The following is a 21,765-nucleotide window of genomic DNA, read 5'->3' on the forward strand; positions in this document are numbered from 1 at the left end:
ACTTTTGTCTATGAATACCGATTACCAAGCTGTTCAGTTCATCGAGGTCTCTGCCGATGAAGCTGGCCAAAGAATAGATAACTTTCTCGTCAGGCGCCTGAAAGGGGTACCTAAAAGTCGAATTTATCGGATTTTGCGAAAAGGCGAAGTTCGAGTTAACAAAAAGCGCGTAAAACCCGAATACAAGCTGCAAGCTGAAGACAGCGTGAGAGTCCCTCCGATCCGTTTGGCTGAGCCTAGCGAGCTGCCTTCTAACAAGCTCGATAAGGTTAGCCAACTCGAGCAGCACATCCTTTATGAAGACGATTGCCTATTAGTGTTAAACAAACCCAGTGGTTTGGCGGTGCACGGTGGCAGTGGCTTGAGCTTCGGCGCAATCGAGGCGCTGCGTTCATTGCGTAGCGATTGCCGCTACCTAGAGCTAGTCCATCGTATCGACCGGGACACCTCGGGTATTTTGTTAGTGGCAAAGAAACGCTCCAGTTTGCGTGAGCTTCATCGACAACTGCGCGAAAAGCATGTGCAAAAAGACTACCTGACCTTGGTCCATGGCAGTTGGCCGAAAAAGCAGCGTAGCATCGATGCGCCCTTGCGTAAGAACGTTGTGGCATCGGGCGAGCGGATGGTGATTGTCGACCAGCAAGAAGGTAAGCCATCGTTGACGCGTTATCGGATTGAGCGCCAGTTCAGCGATATGACGCTACTAAAAGCCAGTCCGGTTACCGGCCGCACCCATCAGATCCGGGTTCACAGCCAGTGGGCTGGACACCCAATCGCCGGTGACGATAAGTATGCCGAGAACGAGCAACTGAGCGAGATGAAGGGAAAAGGCTTAAAGCGACTGTTCTTACACGCATGGCGGATCAACTTTGAGCATCCGGCCACTGGCAAGATCATGCAGCTAGAAGCGCCGCTTCCCGATGATCTTAAAGCGGTCTGTGACGCGCTAAGCTAAGCGCGCCTATCTTCTATACCCGAACATGCTCAATATGCTTGTTCGGGCAACCATGCGCTATCAGCAAGGTAGCGCCAATCCTTCTTTCTCTAGCCAACTAACCAAGCGTATTAGTGGTAAGCCTATAAGGGTGTTAGGGTCATCGCCTAGCAGTGCATCAAACAATACGATGCCAGTGCCTTCGGATTTAAAGCTTCCCGCACAGTTATAGGGCTGTTCGCTTCGCAAGTAACGTTCAATTAGGGCCGGGTCGAGCTCTCGAAACTTTACATCGAAGATCTCAACGGTGCTGGTAGTGCCCTGAGTGCAGCTGTTGTGCAATGCCAGCCCGGTATAAAAGCGCACGGTTTTACCACTGGCTTTGCTAAGTTGAGCAATCGCACCTTGGTGATCGCCGGGTTTTCCCAAGATCTCTTCATCTATTACACACACTTGATCGGAGCCGATGATCAGCGCTTCGTTGAGTTTATCGCTGCCTGCTTTAGCTTTTTCTATCGCCAGGCGCTCTACCAGTTGCTTGGCGGTTTCGTTTTCCAGTGGCGATTCGTCAATATCTGGCGAAAAGCAGTCGAAGTTACTGACGACTTTGGCTAGAATCTGCTTTCGAAAAGGGGAGCTGGACGCGAGTACAATTTTTGGCTTGTTTTGCTTATTCATGGTGTTTATTTGAGCTTGTGCTTAATTAAAATCCAGACAAGCATAATAAAGCTTCCCTAAACGCGTCAAAGTAGTGAAAAAATTAAGATTTGCTTTGACAGTAGATACACCGAACTATATGATGCGCGCCTTATGCAGAAGGTGAAGTTACCAGTAGAAGTTGATCCGTTTAAGGCGGCGAAACGCAAGCTTGATTATCAGGGCTCCCTGGAAGTTAGGCAGGCTCCGCGCTTAATCGATGCAACTTTGAAAGTTAATAGTGATGTAGACGTCTGGTTACGCTTTGAAATTGACCCGCAAGGGTTGGTTGTCTTACAAGGCAAAGCTGTAACCGAGGTTGAATTGGAATGCCAGCGTTGTGGAAAGCCTTACAGCTATGCGATCGACACTGAGTTTACCTATTCACCAGTCTGCTCTGAGAAGCAAATGGAGCTTCTTCCGGAAGAGTACGAAGTACTGGAACTCGATGAAAACGACATGTTTTCGCTTCATCGTTTGATTGAAGACGAATTACTGCTGTCGCTTCCATTGATTGCCATGCACGAGCTTAGCGAGTGTGAGGTAAAGGTGGAGCAACAATCGTTCGGAGTTATCGAGGAAAAGGCTGAGGAATCTCGACCAAATCCGTTTGCTGTGTTAGAAAGTTTGAAAAAGAAAGACTAGGAGACTGGGTCAATGGCAGTTCAAAAAAGTAAAGTTACTCGTTCACGCCGTGGTATGCGTCGTTCACACGATGCCATCGAGAACAATGTTGCACTAACCACCGATGCGACTTCAGGTGAAACTCACCGTCGTCATCACGTTACTGCAGACGGTTACTACCGCGGTAACAAGGTAATCAACAAGTAAGATTTTGCACTTTGCAAAAACTTACTATTGCAGTTGATGCCATGGGGGGCGATTTCGGCCCCTCAGCTACGGTGCCTGCTATCAAGCAGGCACTCGCATTTCATCCCCACCTAAATATCCTTCTTTTTGGCGAGCACCACGCTCTCAATCCCGAACTTATTAAGCACCAAATAGCCAAGCATCCGCGCCTGGAGTTTATCCATTGTGCTGACTCGGTACGCTCAGACGATCGTCCGATTACCGCGCTGCGTGCTCGCAAAGACTCGTCGATGCGTCAGGCTCTTGAAGTGGTCAAGCAGGGAAGGGCGCAAGCTTGTGTGAGTGCTGGCAACACCGGGGCGTTAATGGCCTTGGCGAAATCGGTGCTTAAGCTGTTACCGGGTATTGAACGTCCAGCGCTGGTGACCGGCCTTCCCCTTGAAGGTGGCGGTGAAACCTTATTACTCGATCTTGGCGCAAATTCCAGCTGCGACTCCGAGATCTTGTCTCAATTTGCCATGATGGGCGCCGCCTTAGCCGAAGCGTGCGGGAAGGTGCAAAACCCGCGCGTAGCGCTACTCAATATCGGTGAAGAGCAAATCAAAGGCAACGATGTGGTCCGCCAAACAGCCCAGTTGCTAGAATCCAGCTCAGGACTAAACTACGTTGGCTTTGTTGAGGGAAATCAACTATTTGCTAACAAGGCAGATGTTATTGTCTGTGACGGCTTTGTGGGCAATGTTGCGCTTAAAACCGCCGAAGGTGTCGCGCAATTGTTGCTTAGTAGGGTATCGCAGTCGACGGGCTCGTGGTGGCAACGTCTGTTGCTCAAAGTTTTCGCACCGCAACTGGCGGGGTGGCTTTCAAATCTGAACCCCGACCAGTATAACGGTGCAAGTCTGTTAGGATTGCGCGGTATTGTTGTGAAGAGTCACGGCCACGCCGACCATCAAGCATTCTTTCAGGCGATAAATCAATCAGTTATTGAGGTTCAGCAACAAGTCCCTCAAAAAATTATCGATAAAATCGAAGCATTATTAACGGACAAAAACTAGTTATCTATGTACGCGAAAATTCTCTCTACCGGTAGTTATCTCCCCCAGGCCGTTCGCACTAATGCTGATCTCGAACAAATGGTCGATACCAGTGATCAGTGGATTACCGAACGCACCGGTATCAAAGAACGTCGAATTGCTGCCAAAGACGAGTCGGTGGCCGATATGGGTTATCAGGCGGCACTGCGCGCGATTGAAGCGGCAGGTATCGATAAAAATAAAGTGGGCATGATTGTTCTTGCCACCACCTCCAACGAGAACGCCTTTCCGGCGGCTGCCTGTGAAGTGCAAGCCAAGCTTGAGCTAGACGGCGTACCCGCGTTTGACGTTGCCGCTGCCTGTGCGGGCTTTAGCTATGCGCTGAGTGTCGCCGAGCAGTTTGTTAAAACCGGTCAGGTTGAATATGCGCTGGTTATCGGCGCAGACAAGCTCTCGCACATGTGTGATCCCGATGATCGCTCGACGATCATCTTGTTTGGCGATGGCGCCGGTGCAGTGCTGATCGGTGCCAGCGAAGAGCCTGGCATCTTGTCTACCCATATTCATGCGGATGGTCGCTACGGCGAACTGCTGAAACTGCCTCAACCGCGTCGTGGCATGAGCGGCTCTGAAATGGAGTCGTACATGTACATGAGTGGCAACGAGGTGTTTAAGGTGGCGGTAACCCGGTTGAGCCAGATTGTGGTTGAAACGCTACAAGCTAACGGCATTGATAAAACTGAGCTGGATTGGCTAGTGCCACACCAAGCCAATTTCCGAATTATCAAAGCTACCGCTAAGAAACTCTCCATGCCACTCGATAAAGTGGTACTCACCTTGGACCGCCATGGTAATACCTCGGCAGCCTCGGTGCCTATTGCGTTGGATGAGGCCGTTCGCGACGGACGCATTCAACGTGGACAACTGGTATTGCTCGAAGCCTTCGGCGGCGGTTTCGCCTGGGGCAGTGCCCTTGTCAGATTCTAAAAATTAACTCAGGAAAAGTTATGAATAAATTTGCGTTTGTGTTCCCTGGTCAGGGCTCTCAAAGTGTCGGCATGTTGGCCGAGCTAATTGAGCAACACAAAATCGTAGCCGATACCTTTGCAGAAGCGTCAGCAACCTTAGGGTATGACCTGACAGCGCTGATTACTAATGGTCCAGCCGAAGAGCTGAACAAAACCCACCGCACTCAACCCGCCTTGCTGGCCAGCTCCGTTGCTCTGTGGCGCCTGTGGAACGAATCAGGTGGCGCCCAGCCTCAGCTATTGGCCGGTCACAGTTTGGGCGAGTACTCAGCATTATGCTGCGCGGGCGTTATCAGCTTCCCTGAAGCGCTGAAACTGGTTGAGCTGCGCGGCCAGCTGATGCAGCGCGCTGTGCCTGAAGGCGTAGGCGCAATGTCGGCCATCATTGGTCTGGGCAATGAGCAAATCATCGCCGCCTGTGAGAAAGCAGCCGAAGATGAAGTAGTAAGCGCGGTAAACTTCAATTCGCCGGGCCAAGTGGTTATCGCCGGTAACAAGGCCGCTGTTGAGCGTGCGAATGCACTGTGTAAAGAAGCAGGCGCCAAGCGTGCGTTGCCACTACCGGTTAGCGTTCCGTCGCACTGTGCATTAATGAAGCCTGCAGCCGACGAGCTTGCCGCATACATCGAAGGCATCGAGTTTCAAGCGCCAAGCCTGCCGGTTATCAACAATGTTGATGTAACTGCTGCAGAATCGGGTACTGATATTAAAGATGCATTGATTCGTCAGCTATACAGCCCGGTACGTTGGACTGAAACCGTTGAAGCGATGGTAGAGCAGGGCGTAGAGACCTTGGTTGAGTGTGGCCCGGGCAAGGTGCTTACCGGCTTGGCAAAACGTATTCATAAGCCGCTACAGGCAATCGCGATTAACGATAGTGCTTCGGTTAAAGCAGCGCTAAGTCTTTAAGTTTAAGGAGATAGATAATGTCACTGGAAGGGAAAATCGCCCTGGTCACTGGTGCCAGTCGTGGCATCGGCCGAGCAACTGCTGAAGAGCTGGTTGCTCGTGGTGCATTTGTAATTGGTACTGCTACATCTGAAGGCGGTGCGGCGGCAATTGGTGAATACTTGGGCGACAAAGGTGAAGGCCAGGCGCTTAACGTAACCAGTAGCGAGTCCATTGAGCAACTGTTTGCCACCATTAAAGCGAAACACGGCGACATCGACATTCTGGTTAACAATGCCGGTATTACCCGCGACAACCTGATGATGCGCATGAAAGAGGACGAGTGGCAGTCGATCATCGACACTAACCTGACCTCGGTATTCCGCCTAAGCAAGGCTGTGCTGCGCGCCATGATGAAAAAGCGTAGCGGCCGCATCATTAATATCGGTTCGGTGGTGGGCACCATGGGCAACGCGGGTCAAACCAACTACGCGGCAGCCAAAGCAGGCCTGCTTGGTTTTACTCGCTCTCTAGCGCGTGAAGTGGCTTCTCGCGGCATTACCGTGAACGCAGTAGCACCTGGCTTTATTGAGACCGATATGACCCGCGCGCTGGATGAAAATCAGCGTAAAGGCATTCTAGACCAAGTGCCGATGGCGCGCCTTGGCGACCCTGCTGAGATCGCAAAAACCGTTGGCTTTTTAGCCAGTGAAGATGCTGGTTATATCACCGGCGAAACCTTGCATGTCAACGGCGGCATGTACATGGTTTAAACGATAACTAAGTTATTGTTCAAAAAATTGATTGTTGGTATGGACTGGATAACAATAATCGCCATAATCGTGGTTAGACCACAGTAACAAGGCTTGCAAAGAAACCTTGTTTGAATACACTAACGCAACAACGCAAGAGCGTATTTACTAAGGAAAAATATTGTCATGAGCACAATTGAAGAACGTGTTAAAAAAATCATCGTAGAGCAACTAGGTGTAGGTGAAGACGAAGTTAAAAACGAAGCGTCTTTCGTAGATGACCTAGGTGCTGATTCTCTAGACACCGTTGAGCTAGTGATGGCTTTGGAAGAAGAATTCGACACTGAGATCCCAGACGAAGAAGCTGAAAAAATCACTACCGTTCAAGCTGCAATTGATTACGTTCTGAATAATCAAGACTAATTGCAAGATGGGCGACATTATGTCGCCCGTTTTGATTCCAACCGAAGAAATAAATATCCCCCCGGAGGCACACCCGTGACTAAGCGTAGAGTCGTCGTAACTGGCGTAGGTATGCTATCACCTGTAGGTAATACCGCTGAACAAAGCTGGGAAGCTTTGCTGGCAGGTCAAAGTGGAATCTCGAACATTGAGCATTTCGATACGACTTTGTTCCCAACCCGCTTTGCAGGTTTAGTTAAAGACTTTGACCGCGAGAAGTACATCAGCCGTAAAGACGCGCGCAAGATGGATGAGTTCATCCAGTACGGCGTTGCTGCTGGCCTTATGGCGATGGAAGATGCCTCTCTGGACATCACCGAAGAGAACGCTGAACGCGTTGGCGTTTCTATCGGTTCTGGTATTGGTGGTTTAGGCCTAATTGAACAAAACCACGAGAATTACGTAAAGAATGGGCCACGTAAGATCAGCCCGTTCTTTGTGCCATCTACCATCATCAACATGGTATCTGGCCACTTATCGATTATGAAAGGCCTTAAAGGGCCAAACATCGCGGTGACCACCGCGTGTACCACTGGTGCCCACGCTATCGGCCTTGCGGCGCGTATGATTGCTTATGGCGATGCTGACGTGATGGTTGCTGGCGGTGCAGAAAAAGCGTCTACCCATTTGGGCATGGGCGGTTTTGGTGCTGCTAAAGCGCTGTCTACCCGTAACGACGAGCCACAAAAAGCCAGTCGTCCATGGGATCAAGACCGCGATGGTTTTGTGCTAGGTGATGGCGCTGGTGTGGTGGTACTGGAAGAGTATGAAGCCGCCAAGGCTCGCGGCGCGAAAATCTATGCAGAGCTGATTGGCTTTGGCATGAGTGGCGATGCCTATCATATGACCTCGCCACCAGCAGACGGCGAAGGCGCAGCACGTTCAATGCAGGCTGCGTTGAACGATGCTGACTTGGCACCAGAGCTGGTTGATTACATCAACGCTCACGGCACCTCGACTCCAGCGGGCGATATCGCGGAAACCAACGCGGTTAAGTCCGTATTCGGTGAGCACGCCAAACAAGTGATGGTAAGCTCGACCAAATCGATGACTGGACACTTGTTGGGCGCAGCTGGCGCAGTGGAGGCGATCATCTCGGTACTGAGTATTCGCGACCAAGTTGCACCGCCGACCATCAACTTGGAGAACCCAAGTGAAGGCTGCGATCTGGACTACGTAGCTGGCCAAGCGCGTAAAGCCAAAATCGATTACGCACTGTCGAACTCGTTCGGCTTTGGCGGTACCAACGGCACACTGTTGTTTAAACGCGTAAGCGATTAAACTAAAACAGAATATTGAGTAATGAGCCTGATGTTCGCATCAGGCTTTTTTGTTTTTGGGGTAGCAGATCTTGTTTGTTGATTCAGTAGGCTTGCGTGACCGCGCGTTGCAATATGGCGACGGCTTCTTTACCACCATCTTGGTCGAGAAGGGGCAACTGTGTTTGTGGGACTATCATCAAGCCCGGCTGGTCAGCCATGCCCAAACACTGGGGATAAGCCTGCCCGACATAGAGCAAATTAAAGCTGAACTAAACGCGCGGGTGAACGAGTGCTCAAGGGGCGTGTTAAAGCTGTTGGTATCACGCGGTGAAGGCGGTAGGGCGTACAGCCCCACAGGGGCGAATGAGCCTGCGCTGGCTGTATATTTATCTGACTATCCAAGTCATTATCAGCAGCTTCAGTCTAAAGGATTACGCTTGGCTGATAGCGAACAGCCCCTTGCCAGCGGCGGGCAAATAACAGGTTTAAAGACCCTTAACCGATTGGAGCAAGTGTTGCTTCGCCGCGACGCTGAGCGCTTGAATGTTGATGAATTAGTCTGCACCGACATTCGCGGCAACCTCGTCGAAGGGGTAAGCGCCAATATCTGCTTTCGCTCCGGCAACACAGTGTATGTGCCCGCGCTAAGCCTTGCTGGAATAAAAGGCGTTCAGCGCCAATGGATGATAGATAATCTTGAGGTGTCGCCGTTCACCTTGGTGATTGACGAATTTCCCATCGCTCAACTGCGCGAGGCCGAAGAAATCATCGTCAGCAATGCCATTTTGCAGTTTGCTCCGGTAAAATCCTACAACCAACGACACTACGACGATTTTTCTGCAACACAATGGCTTCTCTCTGCCGTTAACACATTATGATAAAAAAGATAATTTTCGCCCTGATCGCGTTAGGGCTGGTACTGGCTACGGCTGCTTTTTCCGCTAAACGCTTCGTCGTCCAACAATGGCAGTTGCCACGAGACGCCCAAGTAACCCAAGTGACCGTTAACCCTGGTGACACCTACTACGCTGTTGCGAGCCGGGTGTTTGAACAATCCTTTGCCGGTGAATGGTGGCTACGCGCTTGGTTCCGCTTTAACCCTGAAACTGCTGGTGTGCGCAGCGGCACCTTTGCTGTCGACTCATCGCTAAGCCTGGAAGGTCTAAGTGATGTGCTGAGAAACGGCACCGAGATCCAACTTCAGGTAACCCTTGTGGAAGGCGAAACCTTCCAGCAGTTTTGGCAAAAGCTTAACGGCACCGAAGGGATCGTTGCCAGTGAGCTGACAGAGACTGAGGTCGCAGAACTGCTTGGCTCCGAGCGAGAAAAGTTAGAAGGCTTGCTGTTGCCTGAAACCTACTTCTTTGTCACTGATACACCCGCAGAAGAGATCGTAAAACGCGCTTATCAGGCATTGGAACAAGTGCTTGAAGCGCAATGGCAGGCTCGCGCTGAAGACCTGCCGATCAACAACGCTTACGAGGCCCTAATCTTAGCGTCGATCATCGAGAAAGAGACGGGTGCAAAGCATGAGCGTCCGCGTATCGCCTCGGTATTTGTTAATCGACTAAATATTGGTATGCGGCTGCAAACTGATCCCACCGTTATCTATGGTATGGGCGATCGCTATAACGGTCGGATCCGTCGCGCCGATTTACGCGAGGCCACGGCTTACAACACCTACGTCATCCCGGCGCTGCCGCCTACGCCGATTGCCATGGCAAGCGAAGACGCGATCCATGCGGCGCTCAACCCCGAACACAGCCCGTATTTTTACTTTGTGGCCAAGGGTGGCGGTGAACACTATTTTTCAAAAACGCTTAATGAGCACAACCGTGCTGTAAGAAAGTACATCTTGGGTAAGTAATATGACCGGTAAGTTTATCGTTATTGAAGGCCTTGAAGGAGCCGGCAAAAGTACTGCAGTGACCGCCGTTGAGCACTGGCTCGAGCAGCGCGGTATTCACTACCGTTGCACCCGCGAGCCCGGCGGTACACCGCTGGCTGAAGGTATCCGCCAGTTAGTGAAGCACGGCGTGGATGACGATATCCCCAGTAGCAATACCGAGCTACTGCTGATGTACGCCGCGCGTGCCCAACTCGTCGATACCGTTATCCAGCCAACACTGAGTGAAGGTATCTGGGTGATTGGTGATCGCCATGATTTAAGCTCGCGCGCCTACCAAGGTGGCGGCCGAGAGTTGGGGCTAAACAAGCTTAGCCAGTTAAAGCAGCTTGCCATTGAAGATTTCGAGCCTGATCTGACTTTGTATCTGGACATCGACCCGCGTATAGGCCTCGAGCGAGCGCGCAGTCGCGGCGCTCTGGATCGAATTGAGAAGCAGCATATTGCGTTTTTCGACCGCGCCCGTGAAGTCTATTTAGCCGAAGCGGAAACTAACCCGCGCGTTGTCAGAATCGATGCCAGCCAAGATATGCAGGCTGTTGCCGAGGCCATCGCGCAGGCTTTGAGTCAGCAACTAGGATAAGCGTATATGAGTGGTCCGTGGTTAACCCCAGTTTGGCGTCAGCTTAGCAGTGCACTTAGCCAGCAACGCTTTCCTCAAAGCACCTTGTTGCGAGGAAGCGAAGGCTTGGGCATTGAGGCGATGGCCGAGTATTGCGCCAAGGCCCTACTATGCGAAACCCAAAGTGGACGTGCATGTAACCGCTGCAAACAATGCCAGCTGGTTGACTCCGGCACCCATCCGGGTGTATTTCGTCTTGGTGTGGAAGAGAGCGTTAAGGTTGATGATATTCGTCGGCTAAATCGTTGGGCGCAGCAGTCTTCTTCGGTGGGAGCGGCCAAAGTTGCCTTGCTATATGGCGCAGGTCAGCTCAATGAGGCATCGGCCAACGCCTTCCTCAAGACACTGGAAGAACCCAACGCAAATACCTTCTTTGTCTTGCTCAATCTAGAAACCAAGCAGCCAATCTCGACGGTGCTGAGTCGTTGTGTTCAACTTACCGTGTCACAACCCACCGAAGCTCAATTGTTGGCTTGGCTATCGGAGCAAGGCATTACAGTGCCCGATGACTTTGCGCTGTATTACCGGGTGGCGCAAGGCAGCCCAGAGGCGCTCAAGCAGTTACTCGAAGAAGACAAAGCCGAGTTTGAGAAGGTCGTGAATGCCTTCACTGCGATACCTTTTAGCGCCGAGCCGCTGGTTGCCCACATAAGCAAATACGCTAACGCTTTGGATTGGTCGCTACAGCTGCTGCAATTTGCGCTTCGCTGTAAACTGTCTAACCAAACGAGCACCGCATTGTCTGCATTGATTTCTCATCATTCCATCGCGTCGCTGCAAAGCTGTCATAGCGATCTGCTAGCCTTAAGACAGGCCCAATATCAGGTGTCGGGTCTCAATCTGGCGCAGCAGCTATATCCGATTTTCGCCCAACTAGAGAGATAACCTTGTTAGTAGATTCCCATTGCCATCTGGATCGTTTGAACTTTAACGATCTACACGACGGCGTTGCCGATGTTCTAGAAAAAGCCAAGCAGCAGGGGGTAGAGCATTGCTTGGCGGTCGCCACCTCGTTGGAGGCATTTCCACAAATGATGGACTGCATTGGTGATTTTCCTCAGGTGTTTGCCTCCTGTGGTATGCATCCGCTGTATGTGCAAGATCATCAGTATCTGCAGCAAGCTCATCGAGAATTGGCCGCAGATCCCCGCGTGGTCGCCATCGGTGAAACGGGGTTGGACTACTACTACACGCCGGAAACCAAGCCTGAGCAAAAGCGTGTATTTGCTGAACAGATTGAGTTAGCGGTCGAGCTCGATAAGCCACTAATTATCCATACCCGTGATGCCAAGCAAGACACGCTAGATTTGCTCAAGCAACATGGTGCTGAGCGCTGCGGTGGCGTACTACATTGCTTTACTGAAGACTTGGATATGGCAGAAGCCGCTATCGAACTGGGCTTTTATATTTCTTGCTCCGGTATCGTTACCTTTAACTCGGCCAAAAAGTTACAGCAGGTGTTTGCTCAGCTGCCCTTAGAGCGCTTGCTGGTTGAAACGGACAGCCCCTATCTCGCACCAGTGCCGCATCGCGGCAAAGAGAACCAACCGGCGTATACCCGTGAAGTCGCCCATTTTCTGGCTCGGCTGAAAGGGGTATCGATGCCGGAGTTGGCGGCACAAACCACCGACAACTTTTTCCGCTTGTTTAAGCTGGCTGAAAAGCAAGTTTAGAGAGGGGGGCAGATAAAAAATCGCTCCACTCTAATCCATGAGCGGAGCTTAGGGGAATGGCCCGTGGGCACGGGCCTTTGCGCTAACTTGTAGCATTAAGACTAGTTGAGAATGGATATTTTTCAACGTCGAGTTTTCAACTTCATCAAGCATGCATTTTCGCGATTACGACAGCTGATCATAATTGCGAACCAGATCTCTAGGCAGGCTGTTCTTTAGCTTGTTTTTCACCCATTTTGCCATGCCAATCGGTGTGCCTTGATAGCACACAACCAGCTCGCCCTTATGGTTGTTGGGGTAGGGGACATCACGCCCCGCAAAGTACAATTTTGCCTGTTCAATGTCTAAGTCGACACGGTTAATCTCTGCACTGCTTGCCAACGACGTCGCAAACTCATGGCTCATTTTGAAACCCACTTTTAGCAGCTCGCCTAGACGGATACCTATCCGCTGAAAACGCATCTCGTCAGTTAACGGCAGGATTGCGTTGGGAAACAGCCAAAGCTCTTTGTCGCGGCTAAACACCGTATGGCTGTTCGGTAGAGTCAGGCCAAACTGTTTGCGCAAGTAGTTGGAAAGCTCTTGCAGAGGCTTATTAGCGAGCGGCTTAAAAGGAAGTGGCTTTAGCTTTTTCTCTATAGGCTCTGGGGTCAACTCGCTATCGCTGCGGGTGAAAGCAGAGAGGAAAAAACCTTCGCTGTCGTATACATGGGGCCACACATGCAGATAACCTTCGGGTGTGGCGCTAAGCGCTGCGCCTTCGAACAAACCAGACAGATCAATCGGTGTTAATGCATCGGGATAGCGCTCCATGATCGCGTTGATCACGCCTTGATTTTCTAAAGGATTGAGAGTGCAGGTTGAGTAGACCAGCGTACCGCCGGGTTTAAGCGCTTGCAGAGCACTTTCAAATAGGGTGACCTGTAGTTCGGCAGTCTCTTCTACGTGCTGTAGGCTCCAGTTCTTCAAAGCGTCGGGATCTTTACGCAGCGTGCCTTCACCAGAGCAAGGAGCATCGAGCAAAATTGCATCGAAGGACTTGGGCGTCCAGCTACCGAACACCTCAGCGCTAAAATGGCTGATGGCCACGTTGTTTACCCCGCAGCGCTGAAGGTTCGCCGATAACACCTTAATGCGGCTGGCGGAGTATTCGTTGGCAACCAGTGCGCCTTGGTTTGCCATCAATGCGGCGATCTGCGTGGTCTTCGAGCCCGGGGCTGCTGCTGCGTCCAACACCACGCTTTCTTCATCAAAAGAGTAGTGTGCTGCCAGAGCTGCAACTGGTAACATGGAGCTCGCCTCTTGAACATAGAACTGTCCAGCGATGTGTTCCAAGTTGTTACCGATACTCACAGAATCCGCCGGAAGCTCTACCCAGAAGCCGTCTTCACACCAAGGAATAGGGGTTAATTGCCAACCCAGCTCATTCGCGCGGGCCATAAACACCTCACGGCTGCGCTTAAGTGGGTTAAGACGAATGCTGGTGCGCAGCGGTCGCGAGTTGTAATCGAGCATCTCAGCGAGCTGCTGCTCGTCGGGCAGTGCCTGCTTGAGCAGCTCAAGCAGGTCTTGCGGGTAACTTGGGTTCAAAGTGTTCTTATTGGTTTGGAATTGAGGGCGACCATTTTAACCAAGTTTTGTCAAAAGTGGGGCTTAAAGTGAACTCAAAGCCAGCTGTTACAGCGTCGGCAAAGGGAACGCTCTCCGGTGTTGCGAAGGCCAGGCCACCTTTGACTAGGGTTTCCAGAGAGTCCATATGTAAATCTGCACCGCCAAACCCTAATGAGAAGTCCACGCCCGAGGCCTGCCAGAACACACTGTTGGCGCGGACCAGGTGGCGATACTCTGGCTCAATCATTACCTCTGCCACAATGCCCGAGCCATCGCTAATCACCCGGGTACTTAGGATCCGGCCGACCGCTTGCTGTTTGTAGAGAAGCGGCGAATCAGCGCTAACACTGGCTAAATGAACCGCTTTTACCCGTATCAACAAGGCTTCGTCGCTATAACGGGGAGGGCGGGCGGCTAGCTCAAACTGCTGGATAGGGCGTCCGTGGCCGGGTCTGGCTTCGATGTAATTTCCGGTAATCAGGTTGCCCAGGTTCTTTGCTCCTTCTAACGATAGCTCTGTGGTTTCTAGCCAGTAACGGCTTTGCTCACGGGCAAAGTGTTTGGAGTAGGGGTGATAGAGCTCCGCGTCTAGCTCAAAATGGGACAAGTTGTCTGCCAGATGTACCTGTTTAACCCGGCCTATCTGTTTTCCTAAATAACGGATCGCAGCACCAGGCTTCAAGCCCTGCGCATGCTCTGCAATTAGCGTGACATTAAGCCGGCGTTGCAGAGCATCCTCCTTAGTGCTGAACAAGCGAGGCAACGATAGTTTGGGAAGTTGCTCCAGGTTCTCGAACGCGATGCCACCCAGCGCGATGGAGCGCAGAGATTCGCTCTGTAAAGACACGCCGTTGGTGTTTATCTCAAGGTTCACCCCCGAGGCATGCCAGAAACGGGAGTAGTCGGTGACTAAGGCGCGGTGCTCACCATAGATGTCGATGTCGATGCTCACATCTTGTTGTGAAGTTAACTGATAAGCTACCACTTCCCCAACTTGCAGCTGCTTAAAATACACCGGGCTGCCGACCGATAACGAGCCAAGCCTTTCTGTGCGAAGGCTTACACGCTTGGGGGCGCTGCTTGGACGCTGGTGTTCATGGGCGTCATGTTTGGAGGCAAACAGCCGCTGCTCAGTGGGGGGGGGTGTCGACTCCATGTAATCAAGCGCAATGGGGCTGGCAATAAACGAGCGGATCCCACCCGAGCTAATATCCAGACCAAACAAGCTCGCTTCGACCTCTAGCGGCGAGACGATATGGAAGTAACTCTTATCGTTAAGTAGGCTTAGGTAAGGCTTTTCAAGGTAGATCTCGATATCGAACTCATTGCCATCGAGGCGAATATCCAAGATACCTCCAACAGGAAACCCCCGATATATAACCACGGAGCTGGCTTCTATGCCGTGCAACTGGCTGGCATTGAGTACCAGCGTTTGGGCCCCGGGTGGCGCTTGTTTGGCACTGCTCAGGGTAAAACTTTGTGCCGGGGCACCGCTGCCGGGATAGACCCCAATGTCTATGCCACCGAGCAAGCCTTCCAGGTGTTTAACACCTTCTAGTCCTATCTGAGGCTGTAATCGACGCAGCTCGGTGTCCTCTTTAAACAGCGAGATGTATTCGCTTTTCACACTAAAGCTGAGTAAGTAGTGATCTTGCTGATAGTCGACTTGTCGCAGCAGGCCAACCTCCGCGCCCTTATAGCGCAGTCGGGTCCTGTCTACATTAAGACCTTCCACAGTATCAGTGACGACTGACACGCGGCTTAGCCGGGTTGCCGCGTCGCGTCCTTCGAATAGGGTGAAGTGTTGACCTGCGCGGGCTTGCAAACCCTGATCGGGACTATCGAAGGCAACACCGCCAAGTATCAGGCTAGCCAAGCTCTCGCTTTGTAGGCGCATACCTTGGAGGGAGATATCGGCGTCGATACCCGATACGTCCCAAAAGCGGGAATGGTCTTTTACCAAGTGCGCGTATTCAGGCTTAACCAGCAGGTCCATCACTACGCTGTGGTCGTCATCAAGTTGATAGCGCTTTACTTCGCCCACCGGGATTTTCTTGAAATAAATTGGCGAGCCGACATCCAAGGAGCCGAGCTCGTCAGCCCGAAGGTGCAGCAGCAGGCCTTTGCCGTCGATACGCGTAGGTGGCTCGGGGACGGCGACAAAGCTAAGGGCTGGCTCGCCTTCATTGTATTGCAGCTCGATGTAGTTACCGCCCACCAAGGCATCCAGGCCGCTGATTTCAGTCAGTGATGCTTTAGGGGAGACCAGCCAAAATATACTGTGTTCGGTGAGCAACTGCTCGGCATCCCGGTCGATTTCCGCCTCTAACTGAACGCCGGTCAGCGATTCATTGAGGTTCACCTTGGTGACGACGCCGATATCCAAGCCCTGATAATAGATGTGGGTTTGACCTGCCACGATGCCTTGAGCAGAAGCAAAATCGATGGTGATCGGGACACCGGCTTCGCTCCAAGTTTTGTAAAGCAGCCAAATCGCCATGCCCAATGCAATGATTGGCAGCAGCCAAATAGGTGAGATAATGCGTTCTTTGCGGGTTACTGCTTGTTGGCTCACGTTTGATAGTCCCAAATTAAACGGGTGTCGAGGGTCTTTGCGGCAAATAAAGTGAGGACCACGGCCAGGCCAAACGCCGTAGCCCCGGGGCCTGCGGCAACATCGATGATCTTGTGGTGACTGAACACCGCAATCATGATGGACAACACAAACAGGTCTAGCATCGACCAGCGGCCTATAAAATCGATAAAACGGAACATCTGCACGCGTTGGCGGTCACTTAGCTCAATGTGCATATGCAAACTCGCTAAAATCAGCGCTAAGCCCACTAACTTGGCAAACGGGACCACAATACTGGCGATAAACACTACGCTGGCAACAACAGGCATATCGCTTTGAAACAGATTGATGATGCCCGACATAATCGTTTCGGGTTTAGGTGCACCTCGGGTGCTAAGTACGGTAATCGGTAGTAGGTTGGCTGGAACAAGCGCGATGGTTGCGGTGATGATCAGCGCCCACGTCTTTTGAATACTGTATGGGATCCGAGAGTGGGTACGCATACTGCAGCGAGGGCAGTGCTTTTCCGCGATAGGCTGAACGAAGTGACAGTGAGGGCACAGTTTAAGTCCTGCTTGCTTAGCTGATGGCTGCATATCGCTCCCAAAACCGCTGGCTATCTATTCCTAGCAACAAGCGCCCGGAAAATACAATGGTGAGGCAAATACTCCACAATCCCCAGCCCAGTTTAATATCTGATAATTCAATCAGTTTTACCAGAGACACGATAAAACTGACTAGAAACACTTCGAGCATACTCCAGTGAATCAATGAGTCTTGATAATGCAGCATCGACGCTAAGCCCGGTGTCTTGCGTTTCTGCATTAGTAAAAAGGAGTTGATTGCGACTAAGGAGAACACTGCCACGGGTGCCACCACGCTAGCTAACAGCACCACACCACCAACAAAGTAATAGCCGTTATCGAACAGCAAAATTGTCCCTTCCAAGATATTGGCATGGCTTTCCGAGCCGAGAAAATCGAAGCTGAGTAGCGGATAAAGGTTGGCGATAATCAAGGTAATCAGACAGGCGAGAGACAAGGCCAGCGTTTCTGAGAACTGCAGCGACTTACTGCTTTTGAGTTTGTGCCCACAGCGCGGGCAATGGAGTGCATTGCCTTCGCTTAATTCTGGCAACTGAGAGATCACCAGATCACAACTCGGGCAAATGCAAAGGTCATGTGGCCTTTGTGGCATGGTTTCAGTCCGCTGAGAGCTATCGATGTTGAGTGCCCAGATAAGCAGTTAGATAAGCAATAAATTGTTTTAATTACAATAGACTAGCACAAGGCCGGTGAATAGTGCACAATGACCAGTATATATATACAGTATTCGGAGGCAGCAGTGGCTGTAATTGTAAAGTATGTTGTTGAGCGCAATGGTGAAGAAAAAATGACATTTACGTCGAAAAAGGAGGCTGACAACTACGACAAAATGCTGGATATTGCCGATCAGCTTAACCTGATGCTCAAGCATGCAGAGCCTGAATTGCAAGACGCGGTGGCAGAAAACCTTAGCCTGTTCTTGGCTAGCCATCAAAAATCGCTGCAGTTGTTGCTAAAAGGAAAAGCTTTCGACGAAATCCAATTAGAGGAGAATGCGGAGTGACCGCTTCATTCGACTATCAACTTCTGGCCCAGCAGGTAAACAGCCTGCTTGATCCGGCTTTGCCACGCACCACCAACCTGGCAAATTTTTCGGCGTTATTGTTTGACGCGCTGGGTGAGTTGAACTGGGCTGGCTGCTACCTTTATCACGCTGAGCGAGACCAACTCGTGTTGGGGCCATTCCAAGGAAAGCCCGCTTGTACCCTGATTCCGGTTGGTCGTGGCGTGTGTGGCAGTGCCTATCAACAAGCGACAACATTGCGGATAGATGACGTACATCAGTTTGAAGGGCATATTGCCTGCGATGCAGCCAGCGAGTCTGAAATTGTTATTCCGTTGTATGCAAACGAGCAGCTGATCGGGGTAATCGATATTGATAGTCCTGTTAAGCAGCGATTTAGCGAACACGACCAACGAGGCTTGGAGCTAGTGGTTAGAACACTAGAAAAATCCTTAGGTGACGCGGATTTTTAATGGTAATTAACCTCGCGCTCTCTATAATAGCCCGAATCAGCAAAATCACGCTGTGATTATAGATGTACAAAGAAAGGTCAACATGGAACAAACGAACAAACTGAAAAATAGCAAAGAGGTTATTCAGTACTTAGCTAGCCAATTCCCCGAATGCTTCTCTGTAGAGGGCGAGGCTAAGCCTCTTAAAATCGGCATTTTTCAGGATCTGGCTGAACGTCTGAAAGACGATGAGCGGGTTAGCAACACTGTTCTGCGTAGCGCACTTCGTCAATACACCTCAAGCTGGCGCTATCTGCATGGCGTTAAACTTGGCGCTAACCGCGTGGATCTCGACGGTAAAGAAGGCGATGCTATTGAAGCGTCACACGTAGAGCACGCGCAGAAAACCCTCAAAGAAAGCAAAGAAAAAGCCTTTGCTGCCAAGAAAGCCAAGCAACAAGCCCAAAAGGCACAGGGCGAAGGCGATAAGAAGCCAGCTCCAGCCCGTCGTGCTCGTACTCAAAAACCCGTTAGCAGCAAGCGTAATGCACCAAGCGCACCTAAGCCTAAGCTGACTCAAGTTAGCCAAGATCAACTGCAAGTTGGCCTTGCGGTTAAGGTATTGGTCGGTAAGTCGCCGATGCCAGGTGAAGTTGCAGAAGTGACAAAAGACGGTATTGCTGTAAAACTTAATTCTGGAATGCTGGTAAAAGTTAAACCAGAACACGTTGTATCTTAAATCTTAACGGGGCAGTGCCTATGAGAAAGTTTTGTGTTGGCTTGGGGGTGCTGCTAAGCAGCCTAAGCTTTGTTGTTCTTGCTCAAACTCCAACGATTGGCAAGCAAGACTTGCCGGTTCTCAGCCAACAAAGTCAGCACGCGACTGCCGCTAAACGAATAAGTGCACTGTATACACGCTCGCACTATCGCAGCGTTCCTTTCGATGACGAGCTATCTAGCGAGTTTTTCGACAAGTACCTCCAACAGCTTGATTTCAATCGCTCTCTATTCTTAGAGAGCGATATTGAAGGCTTTGAGCAATACCGCTCGCAATTGGACAACTATGTACCTAAAGGCCGCTTGGATCCTTTGTACACCATGTTCAACCTCTCCATTCAGCGTCGCTATGAACAGCTTGAGTACTCCTTGGCCTTGCTTGATGAGCCTATGCAGTTCGAGTCTGATGAGCGCTATCAGTTCGATCGTAGCGAAGCTAACTGGCCGAAAGACACTGCAGAGTTACGCGACCTGTGGCGTAAGAAAGTTAAATACGACGCACTGAGCTTGGCACTTGCAGGGCGCGAATGGCCAGCGATCGTGGAAACACTGGGCAAACGCTACAACAGTGCGATTAAGCGTCTAACCCAAACCACCAGTGAAGACGCCTTCCAAACCGCAATGAATGCCTACTCTCGCAGCATTGAACCGCACACCAGTTATCTGTCTCCGCGTAATGCTGAGCGCTTTAAGATGGAGATGAATCTATCGCTGGAAGGTATCGGTGCAGTGCTACAGGCTGAAGATGACTACACGGTGATCCGCAGTTTGGTACCTGGCGGTCCAGCAGCCCTGAGTAATCAAGTGAAGCCAGATGATCGCATCATCGGTGTCGGCCAAGAAAAGGGCGAAATCGTTGATATTATCGGTTGGCGTTTGGACGATGTCGTTGAGTTGATTAAAGGCCCCAAAGGGACAACCGTTCGACTGGAAATATTAGGCGGTGCCAGTTCGAGCAACGCTAAGCCACGAGTAATCGAAATCGTCCGAGACAAAGTTCGCTTGGAAGATCGCGCAGCTAAAGCCAAGGTGATTGAGGTTGACGGTAAAAAGGTTGGCGTGCTTGAGATCCCAAGTTTCTATGTGAACCTGAGTGAAGACGCAAAAGCAGAACTTGCCACCCTCGGTGATGTTGAAAGCTTAATCGTCGACTTACGTGGCAACGGAGGCGGTGCGCTTACCGAGGCCACTGCGCTTACCGGTTTGTTTATTAAAGAAGGTCCAGTTGTCCAAGTTCGTGATCAGCTAGGCCGGGTATCCGTAAACAGCGATAACAACGGCTCTGTTGCTTACAATGGACCGATGGTGATTCTGGTTGACCGCTACAGTGCATCCGCTTCAGAGATCTTTGCTGCCGCACTGCAAGACTACGGTCGTGCGTTGGTTGTAGGTGAGCAAACCTACGGCAAAGGCACCGTGCAGCAGCATCGTGGTATCGGTCGCATCTATGATTTGTACGAAAACCCACTGGGACACGTGCAGTACACCATTGCTAAGTTCTACCGGATTAACGGTGGCAGCACGCAACACCGCGGGGTTATCCCAGACGTTATTTACCCGTCACCACTGTTGCCTGAAGAAACTGGTGAGAGTGTCGAAGACAATGCACTGCCTTGGGATCAGATCCAGCCAGCAAGTTATGACCGGGTGGGGAACTTGGCGAGCTTGGTTAAGGCGCTCAACGACAAACATAGCGCGCGCATCGAAGTTGATCCCGAGTTCCAATATATACTCACTGACATTCAAGAGTTTCGTGAGGAGCGCGAGCAGAAATCAGTTAGCTTAAACCAGCAGGAACGTATTACCTTGCGCGATCAGAAGGAACTGAAGCAACTTGAGCGACTCAACGAGCGTTTGGCACGGATGTCGTTGCCAAAGGTTGAGGACGTCGATGACCTTCCTGAAGATGTAGAGTTCGAAGATGCATTCTTGACCGAGGCTGCCAAGATTGCGCTCGACTTCAATGCACTCAGTTCAGCGTCTTAAGTGTTTTGTTTAGACACTCAAAAAGCCACCCAGTAGGGTGGCTTTTTTGTATGTGAAACGGCGAGTTGAAACGGTGAATTACTTACGTCGTTTAAACTTTCGTGCCAGGTATACCATGCCGATGAGTAATGCTATGTAATACACACCCTGACTGAAGTAGACCGCGAGATCTTCTTTAGCGGGGAGGGAGACATGCTCCCAGAAATTTAGAACCACGTCGGTTTTACCCGAATCAATGATCATCCAGACCAAAACCGCTAAACACACAGCGATAAATAACACATTTTGCATTGCTTGTTGCTACTCCATGTAACGCCGGTTAGGTGCTACTACGAAAAGGTGCTGTAGTTTAACAGCATGGTTTGGAGAAGGATGTGATTTATGTGTAGTTATGAGAGCGAGGCAGTTTGTGGATTTGAGTTTACTAAGAAAATAAGCGGGTTCAGTTCGTAGCACGTTTATTGAGTGTTGAGTTTCTACAAAAGGGCTAAACGCGAAAGCCTACTTTCTAAAACGAATTTGTTGCGGTGCTGGATTTGAACTGGCGAGCTTCGCGCTCTTATAGAGAGTTGAGCCCGATGGCTGATTTTGTACAAAAATTTGGTTGCGGGTGCTGGATTTGAACCAACGACCTTCGGGTTATGAGCCCGACGAGCTACCAGACTGCTCCAACCCGCGTCCGAAGAGGG

Annotated in this window: 23 protein-coding genes and 1 tRNA gene; 18 read left to right on the top strand and 6 right to left on the bottom strand. The window is 50.9% G+C overall.

What is annotated here, in order from left to right; all coding sequences use genetic code 11:
- The first annotated feature begins 10 nt into the window (after nucleotides 1–10).
- On the top strand, nucleotides 11–955 hold the full coding sequence (gene rluC / locus G461_RS0122430; RefSeq protein WP_026973536.1) for a 23S rRNA pseudouridine(955/2504/2580) synthase RluC: 945 nt from the start codon (nucleotides 11–13) through the stop codon (nucleotides 953–955).
- Nucleotides 956–1,015: 60 nt separating this feature from the next.
- On the opposite strand, the gene G461_RS0122435 is transcribed toward rluC, so the two are convergent.
- The gene (locus G461_RS0122435; RefSeq protein ID WP_026973537.1) at nucleotides 1,016–1,612 is read right to left on the bottom strand and encodes a Maf family protein; all 597 of its coding nucleotides are present in this window, start codon (nucleotides 1,610–1,612) and stop codon (nucleotides 1,016–1,018) included.
- 132 nt (nucleotides 1,613–1,744) lie between these two features.
- Between G461_RS0122435 and yceD the strand changes: the two genes are divergently transcribed.
- The 13 genes from yceD (at nucleotide 1,745) to G461_RS0122500 (ending at nucleotide 12,067) form a co-directional block, all read left to right on the top strand.
- On the top strand, nucleotides 1,745–2,275 hold the full coding sequence (gene yceD / locus G461_RS0122440) for a 23S rRNA accumulation protein YceD (protein WP_026973538.1): 531 nt from the start codon (nucleotides 1,745–1,747) through the stop codon (nucleotides 2,273–2,275).
- Between the two features lie 12 nt (nucleotides 2,276–2,287).
- A complete protein-coding gene (gene rpmF, locus G461_RS0122445; protein WP_026959015.1) occupies nucleotides 2,288–2,461 on the top strand; it encodes a 50S ribosomal protein L32 in 174 nt (57 codons plus the stop codon).
- A gap of 11 nt (nucleotides 2,462–2,472) precedes the next feature.
- Nucleotides 2,473–3,495 carry a phosphate acyltransferase PlsX gene (gene plsX, locus G461_RS0122450; protein ID WP_026973539.1) on the top strand — a complete coding sequence of 341 codons (1,023 nt, stop codon included), beginning with the start codon at nucleotides 2,473–2,475 and terminating at the stop codon, nucleotides 3,493–3,495.
- A gap of 6 nt (nucleotides 3,496–3,501) precedes the next feature.
- Entirely contained in the window at nucleotides 3,502–4,461 is a 960-nt protein-coding gene (locus tag G461_RS0122455) for a beta-ketoacyl-ACP synthase III (RefSeq protein WP_026959017.1), read from the top strand.
- A 20-nt stretch (nucleotides 4,462–4,481) separates the two neighbouring features.
- Complete coding sequence (fabD, locus tag G461_RS0122460) at nucleotides 4,482–5,411, top strand: ACP S-malonyltransferase (protein WP_026973540.1); 930 nt, start codon at nucleotides 4,482–4,484, stop codon at nucleotides 5,409–5,411.
- A 17-nt stretch (nucleotides 5,412–5,428) separates the two neighbouring features.
- The gene (gene fabG, locus G461_RS0122465; protein ID WP_026973541.1) at nucleotides 5,429–6,163 is read left to right on the top strand and encodes a 3-oxoacyl-ACP reductase FabG; all 735 of its coding nucleotides are present in this window, start codon (nucleotides 5,429–5,431) and stop codon (nucleotides 6,161–6,163) included.
- 165 nt (nucleotides 6,164–6,328) lie between these two features.
- Nucleotides 6,329–6,565, top strand: coding sequence for an acyl carrier protein (gene acpP, locus G461_RS0122470; RefSeq protein WP_026959020.1), 237 nt, complete (start codon nucleotides 6,329–6,331; stop codon nucleotides 6,563–6,565).
- A gap of 75 nt (nucleotides 6,566–6,640) precedes the next feature.
- Complete coding sequence (fabF, locus tag G461_RS0122475) at nucleotides 6,641–7,885, top strand: beta-ketoacyl-ACP synthase II (RefSeq protein ID WP_026973542.1); 1,245 nt, start codon at nucleotides 6,641–6,643, stop codon at nucleotides 7,883–7,885.
- Nucleotides 7,886–7,955: 70 nt separating this feature from the next.
- A complete protein-coding gene (gene pabC / locus G461_RS25240; RefSeq protein ID WP_051333777.1) occupies nucleotides 7,956–8,744 on the top strand; it encodes an aminodeoxychorismate lyase in 789 nt (262 codons plus the stop codon).
- The gene (gene mltG, locus G461_RS0122485) at nucleotides 8,741–9,733 is read left to right on the top strand and encodes an endolytic transglycosylase MltG (RefSeq protein WP_026973543.1); all 993 of its coding nucleotides are present in this window, start codon (nucleotides 8,741–8,743) and stop codon (nucleotides 9,731–9,733) included. The genes pabC and mltG overlap by 4 nt, the downstream gene beginning before the upstream one ends.
- A gap of 1 nt (nucleotide 9,734) precedes the next feature.
- Nucleotides 9,735–10,355 carry a dTMP kinase gene (gene tmk / locus G461_RS0122490; protein ID WP_026973544.1) on the top strand — a complete coding sequence of 207 codons (621 nt, stop codon included), beginning with the start codon at nucleotides 9,735–9,737 and terminating at the stop codon, nucleotides 10,353–10,355.
- Between the two features lie 6 nt (nucleotides 10,356–10,361).
- Nucleotides 10,362–11,279, top strand: coding sequence for a hypothetical protein (locus tag G461_RS0122495; RefSeq protein ID WP_026973545.1), 918 nt, complete (start codon nucleotides 10,362–10,364; stop codon nucleotides 11,277–11,279).
- Between the two features lie 2 nt (nucleotides 11,280–11,281).
- The gene (locus G461_RS0122500; protein WP_026973546.1) at nucleotides 11,282–12,067 is read left to right on the top strand and encodes a TatD family hydrolase; all 786 of its coding nucleotides are present in this window, start codon (nucleotides 11,282–11,284) and stop codon (nucleotides 12,065–12,067) included.
- A gap of 165 nt (nucleotides 12,068–12,232) precedes the next feature.
- Here the strand turns inward: G461_RS0122500 and rsmF are convergent, their stop codons facing one another.
- Genes rsmF through G461_RS0122520 form a run of 4 tightly spaced genes read right to left on the bottom strand, consistent with a single transcriptional unit; the run spans nucleotide 12,233 to nucleotide 17,390 of the window.
- Nucleotides 12,233–13,657: a 16S rRNA (cytosine(1407)-C(5))-methyltransferase RsmF gene (gene rsmF, locus G461_RS0122505; protein ID WP_026973547.1), complete on the bottom strand. Its 1,425-nt coding sequence runs from the start codon at nucleotides 13,655–13,657 to the stop codon at nucleotides 12,233–12,235.
- Nucleotides 13,658–13,664: 7 nt separating this feature from the next.
- Complete coding sequence (locus G461_RS0122510; protein WP_026973548.1) at nucleotides 13,665–16,253, bottom strand: MlaD family protein; 2,589 nt, start codon at nucleotides 16,251–16,253, stop codon at nucleotides 13,665–13,667.
- Nucleotides 16,250–16,849 (bottom strand): paraquat-inducible protein A, encoded by a 600-nt coding sequence (locus G461_RS0122515; RefSeq protein WP_026973549.1) that lies wholly within the window; start codon nucleotides 16,847–16,849, stop codon nucleotides 16,250–16,252. Before G461_RS0122515 ends, G461_RS0122510 begins: the two co-directional genes overlap by 4 nt.
- Nucleotides 16,833–17,390, bottom strand: a complete 558-nt coding sequence (locus G461_RS0122520) for a paraquat-inducible protein A (RefSeq protein ID WP_169727288.1) — start codon at nucleotides 17,388–17,390, stop codon at nucleotides 16,833–16,835. The genes G461_RS0122515 and G461_RS0122520 overlap by 17 nt, the downstream gene beginning before the upstream one ends.
- Nucleotides 17,391–17,597: 207 nt before the next feature.
- Between G461_RS0122520 and G461_RS0122525 the strand changes: the two genes are divergently transcribed.
- The 4 genes from G461_RS0122525 to prc all read left to right on the top strand — a co-directional run bounded on the left by G461_RS0122525 (nucleotide 17,598) and on the right by prc (nucleotide 21,076).
- On the top strand, nucleotides 17,598–17,861 hold the full coding sequence (locus G461_RS0122525) for a YebG family protein (protein WP_026959029.1): 264 nt from the start codon (nucleotides 17,598–17,600) through the stop codon (nucleotides 17,859–17,861).
- Nucleotides 17,858–18,334 carry a GAF domain-containing protein gene (locus tag G461_RS0122530; protein WP_026973551.1) on the top strand — a complete coding sequence of 159 codons (477 nt, stop codon included), beginning with the start codon at nucleotides 17,858–17,860 and terminating at the stop codon, nucleotides 18,332–18,334. The genes G461_RS0122525 and G461_RS0122530 overlap by 4 nt, the downstream gene beginning before the upstream one ends.
- An 82-nt stretch (nucleotides 18,335–18,416) precedes the next feature.
- Nucleotides 18,417–19,052 (top strand): RNA chaperone ProQ, encoded by a 636-nt coding sequence (gene proQ / locus G461_RS0122535; RefSeq protein ID WP_026973552.1) that lies wholly within the window; start codon nucleotides 18,417–18,419, stop codon nucleotides 19,050–19,052.
- Nucleotides 19,053–19,072: 20 nt separating this feature from the next.
- Entirely contained in the window at nucleotides 19,073–21,076 is a 2,004-nt protein-coding gene (gene prc, locus G461_RS25245; protein ID WP_051333778.1) for a carboxy terminal-processing peptidase, read from the top strand.
- A gap of 601 nt (nucleotides 21,077–21,677) precedes the next feature.
- Here the strand turns inward: prc and G461_RS0122550 are convergent.
- Nucleotides 21,678–21,754: transfer RNA gene (locus G461_RS0122550), tRNA-Met, on the bottom strand.
- Nucleotides 21,755–21,765 lie beyond the last annotated feature (11 nt).

The organism is Aliagarivorans marinus DSM 23064 (genome assembly GCF_000429485.1).
Lineage (GTDB): Bacteria > Pseudomonadota > Gammaproteobacteria > Enterobacterales > Celerinatantimonadaceae > Aliagarivorans > Aliagarivorans marinus.

What these genes read in the sequence shown, in the direction of transcription:
- tmk (WP_026973544.1), top strand. Translation starts at nt 9,735, where the DNA reads ATGACCGGTAAGTTTATCGTTATTGAAGGCCTTGAAGGAGCCGGCAAA.
- G461_RS0122455 (WP_026959017.1), top strand. Translation starts at nt 3,502, where the DNA reads ATGTACGCGAAAATTCTCTCTACCGGTAGTTATCTCCCCCAGGCCGTT.
- rluC (WP_026973536.1), top strand. Translation starts at nt 11, where the DNA reads ATGAATACCGATTACCAAGCTGTTCAGTTCATCGAGGTCTCTGCCGAT.
- G461_RS0122495 (WP_026973545.1), top strand. Translation starts at nt 10,362, where the DNA reads ATGAGTGGTCCGTGGTTAACCCCAGTTTGGCGTCAGCTTAGCAGTGCA.
- fabD (WP_026973540.1), top strand. Translation starts at nt 4,482, where the DNA reads ATGAATAAATTTGCGTTTGTGTTCCCTGGTCAGGGCTCTCAAAGTGTC.
- prc (WP_051333778.1), top strand. Translation starts at nt 19,073, where the DNA reads ATGAGAAAGTTTTGTGTTGGCTTGGGGGTGCTGCTAAGCAGCCTAAGC.
- G461_RS0122515 (WP_026973549.1), bottom strand. Translation starts at nt 16,849, where the DNA reads ATGCAGCCATCAGCTAAGCAAGCAGGACTTAAACTGTGCCCTCACTGT.
- rpmF (WP_026959015.1), top strand. Translation starts at nt 2,288, where the DNA reads ATGGCAGTTCAAAAAAGTAAAGTTACTCGTTCACGCCGTGGTATGCGT.
- mltG (WP_026973543.1), top strand. Translation starts at nt 8,741, where the DNA reads ATGATAAAAAAGATAATTTTCGCCCTGATCGCGTTAGGGCTGGTACTG.
- proQ (WP_026973552.1), top strand. Translation starts at nt 18,417, where the DNA reads ATGGAACAAACGAACAAACTGAAAAATAGCAAAGAGGTTATTCAGTAC.
- yceD (WP_026973538.1), top strand. Translation starts at nt 1,745, where the DNA reads ATGCAGAAGGTGAAGTTACCAGTAGAAGTTGATCCGTTTAAGGCGGCG.
- G461_RS0122435 (WP_026973537.1), bottom strand. Translation starts at nt 1,612, where the DNA reads ATGAATAAGCAAAACAAGCCAAAAATTGTACTCGCGTCCAGCTCCCCT.
- fabG (WP_026973541.1), top strand. Translation starts at nt 5,429, where the DNA reads ATGTCACTGGAAGGGAAAATCGCCCTGGTCACTGGTGCCAGTCGTGGC.
- acpP (WP_026959020.1), top strand. Translation starts at nt 6,329, where the DNA reads ATGAGCACAATTGAAGAACGTGTTAAAAAAATCATCGTAGAGCAACTA.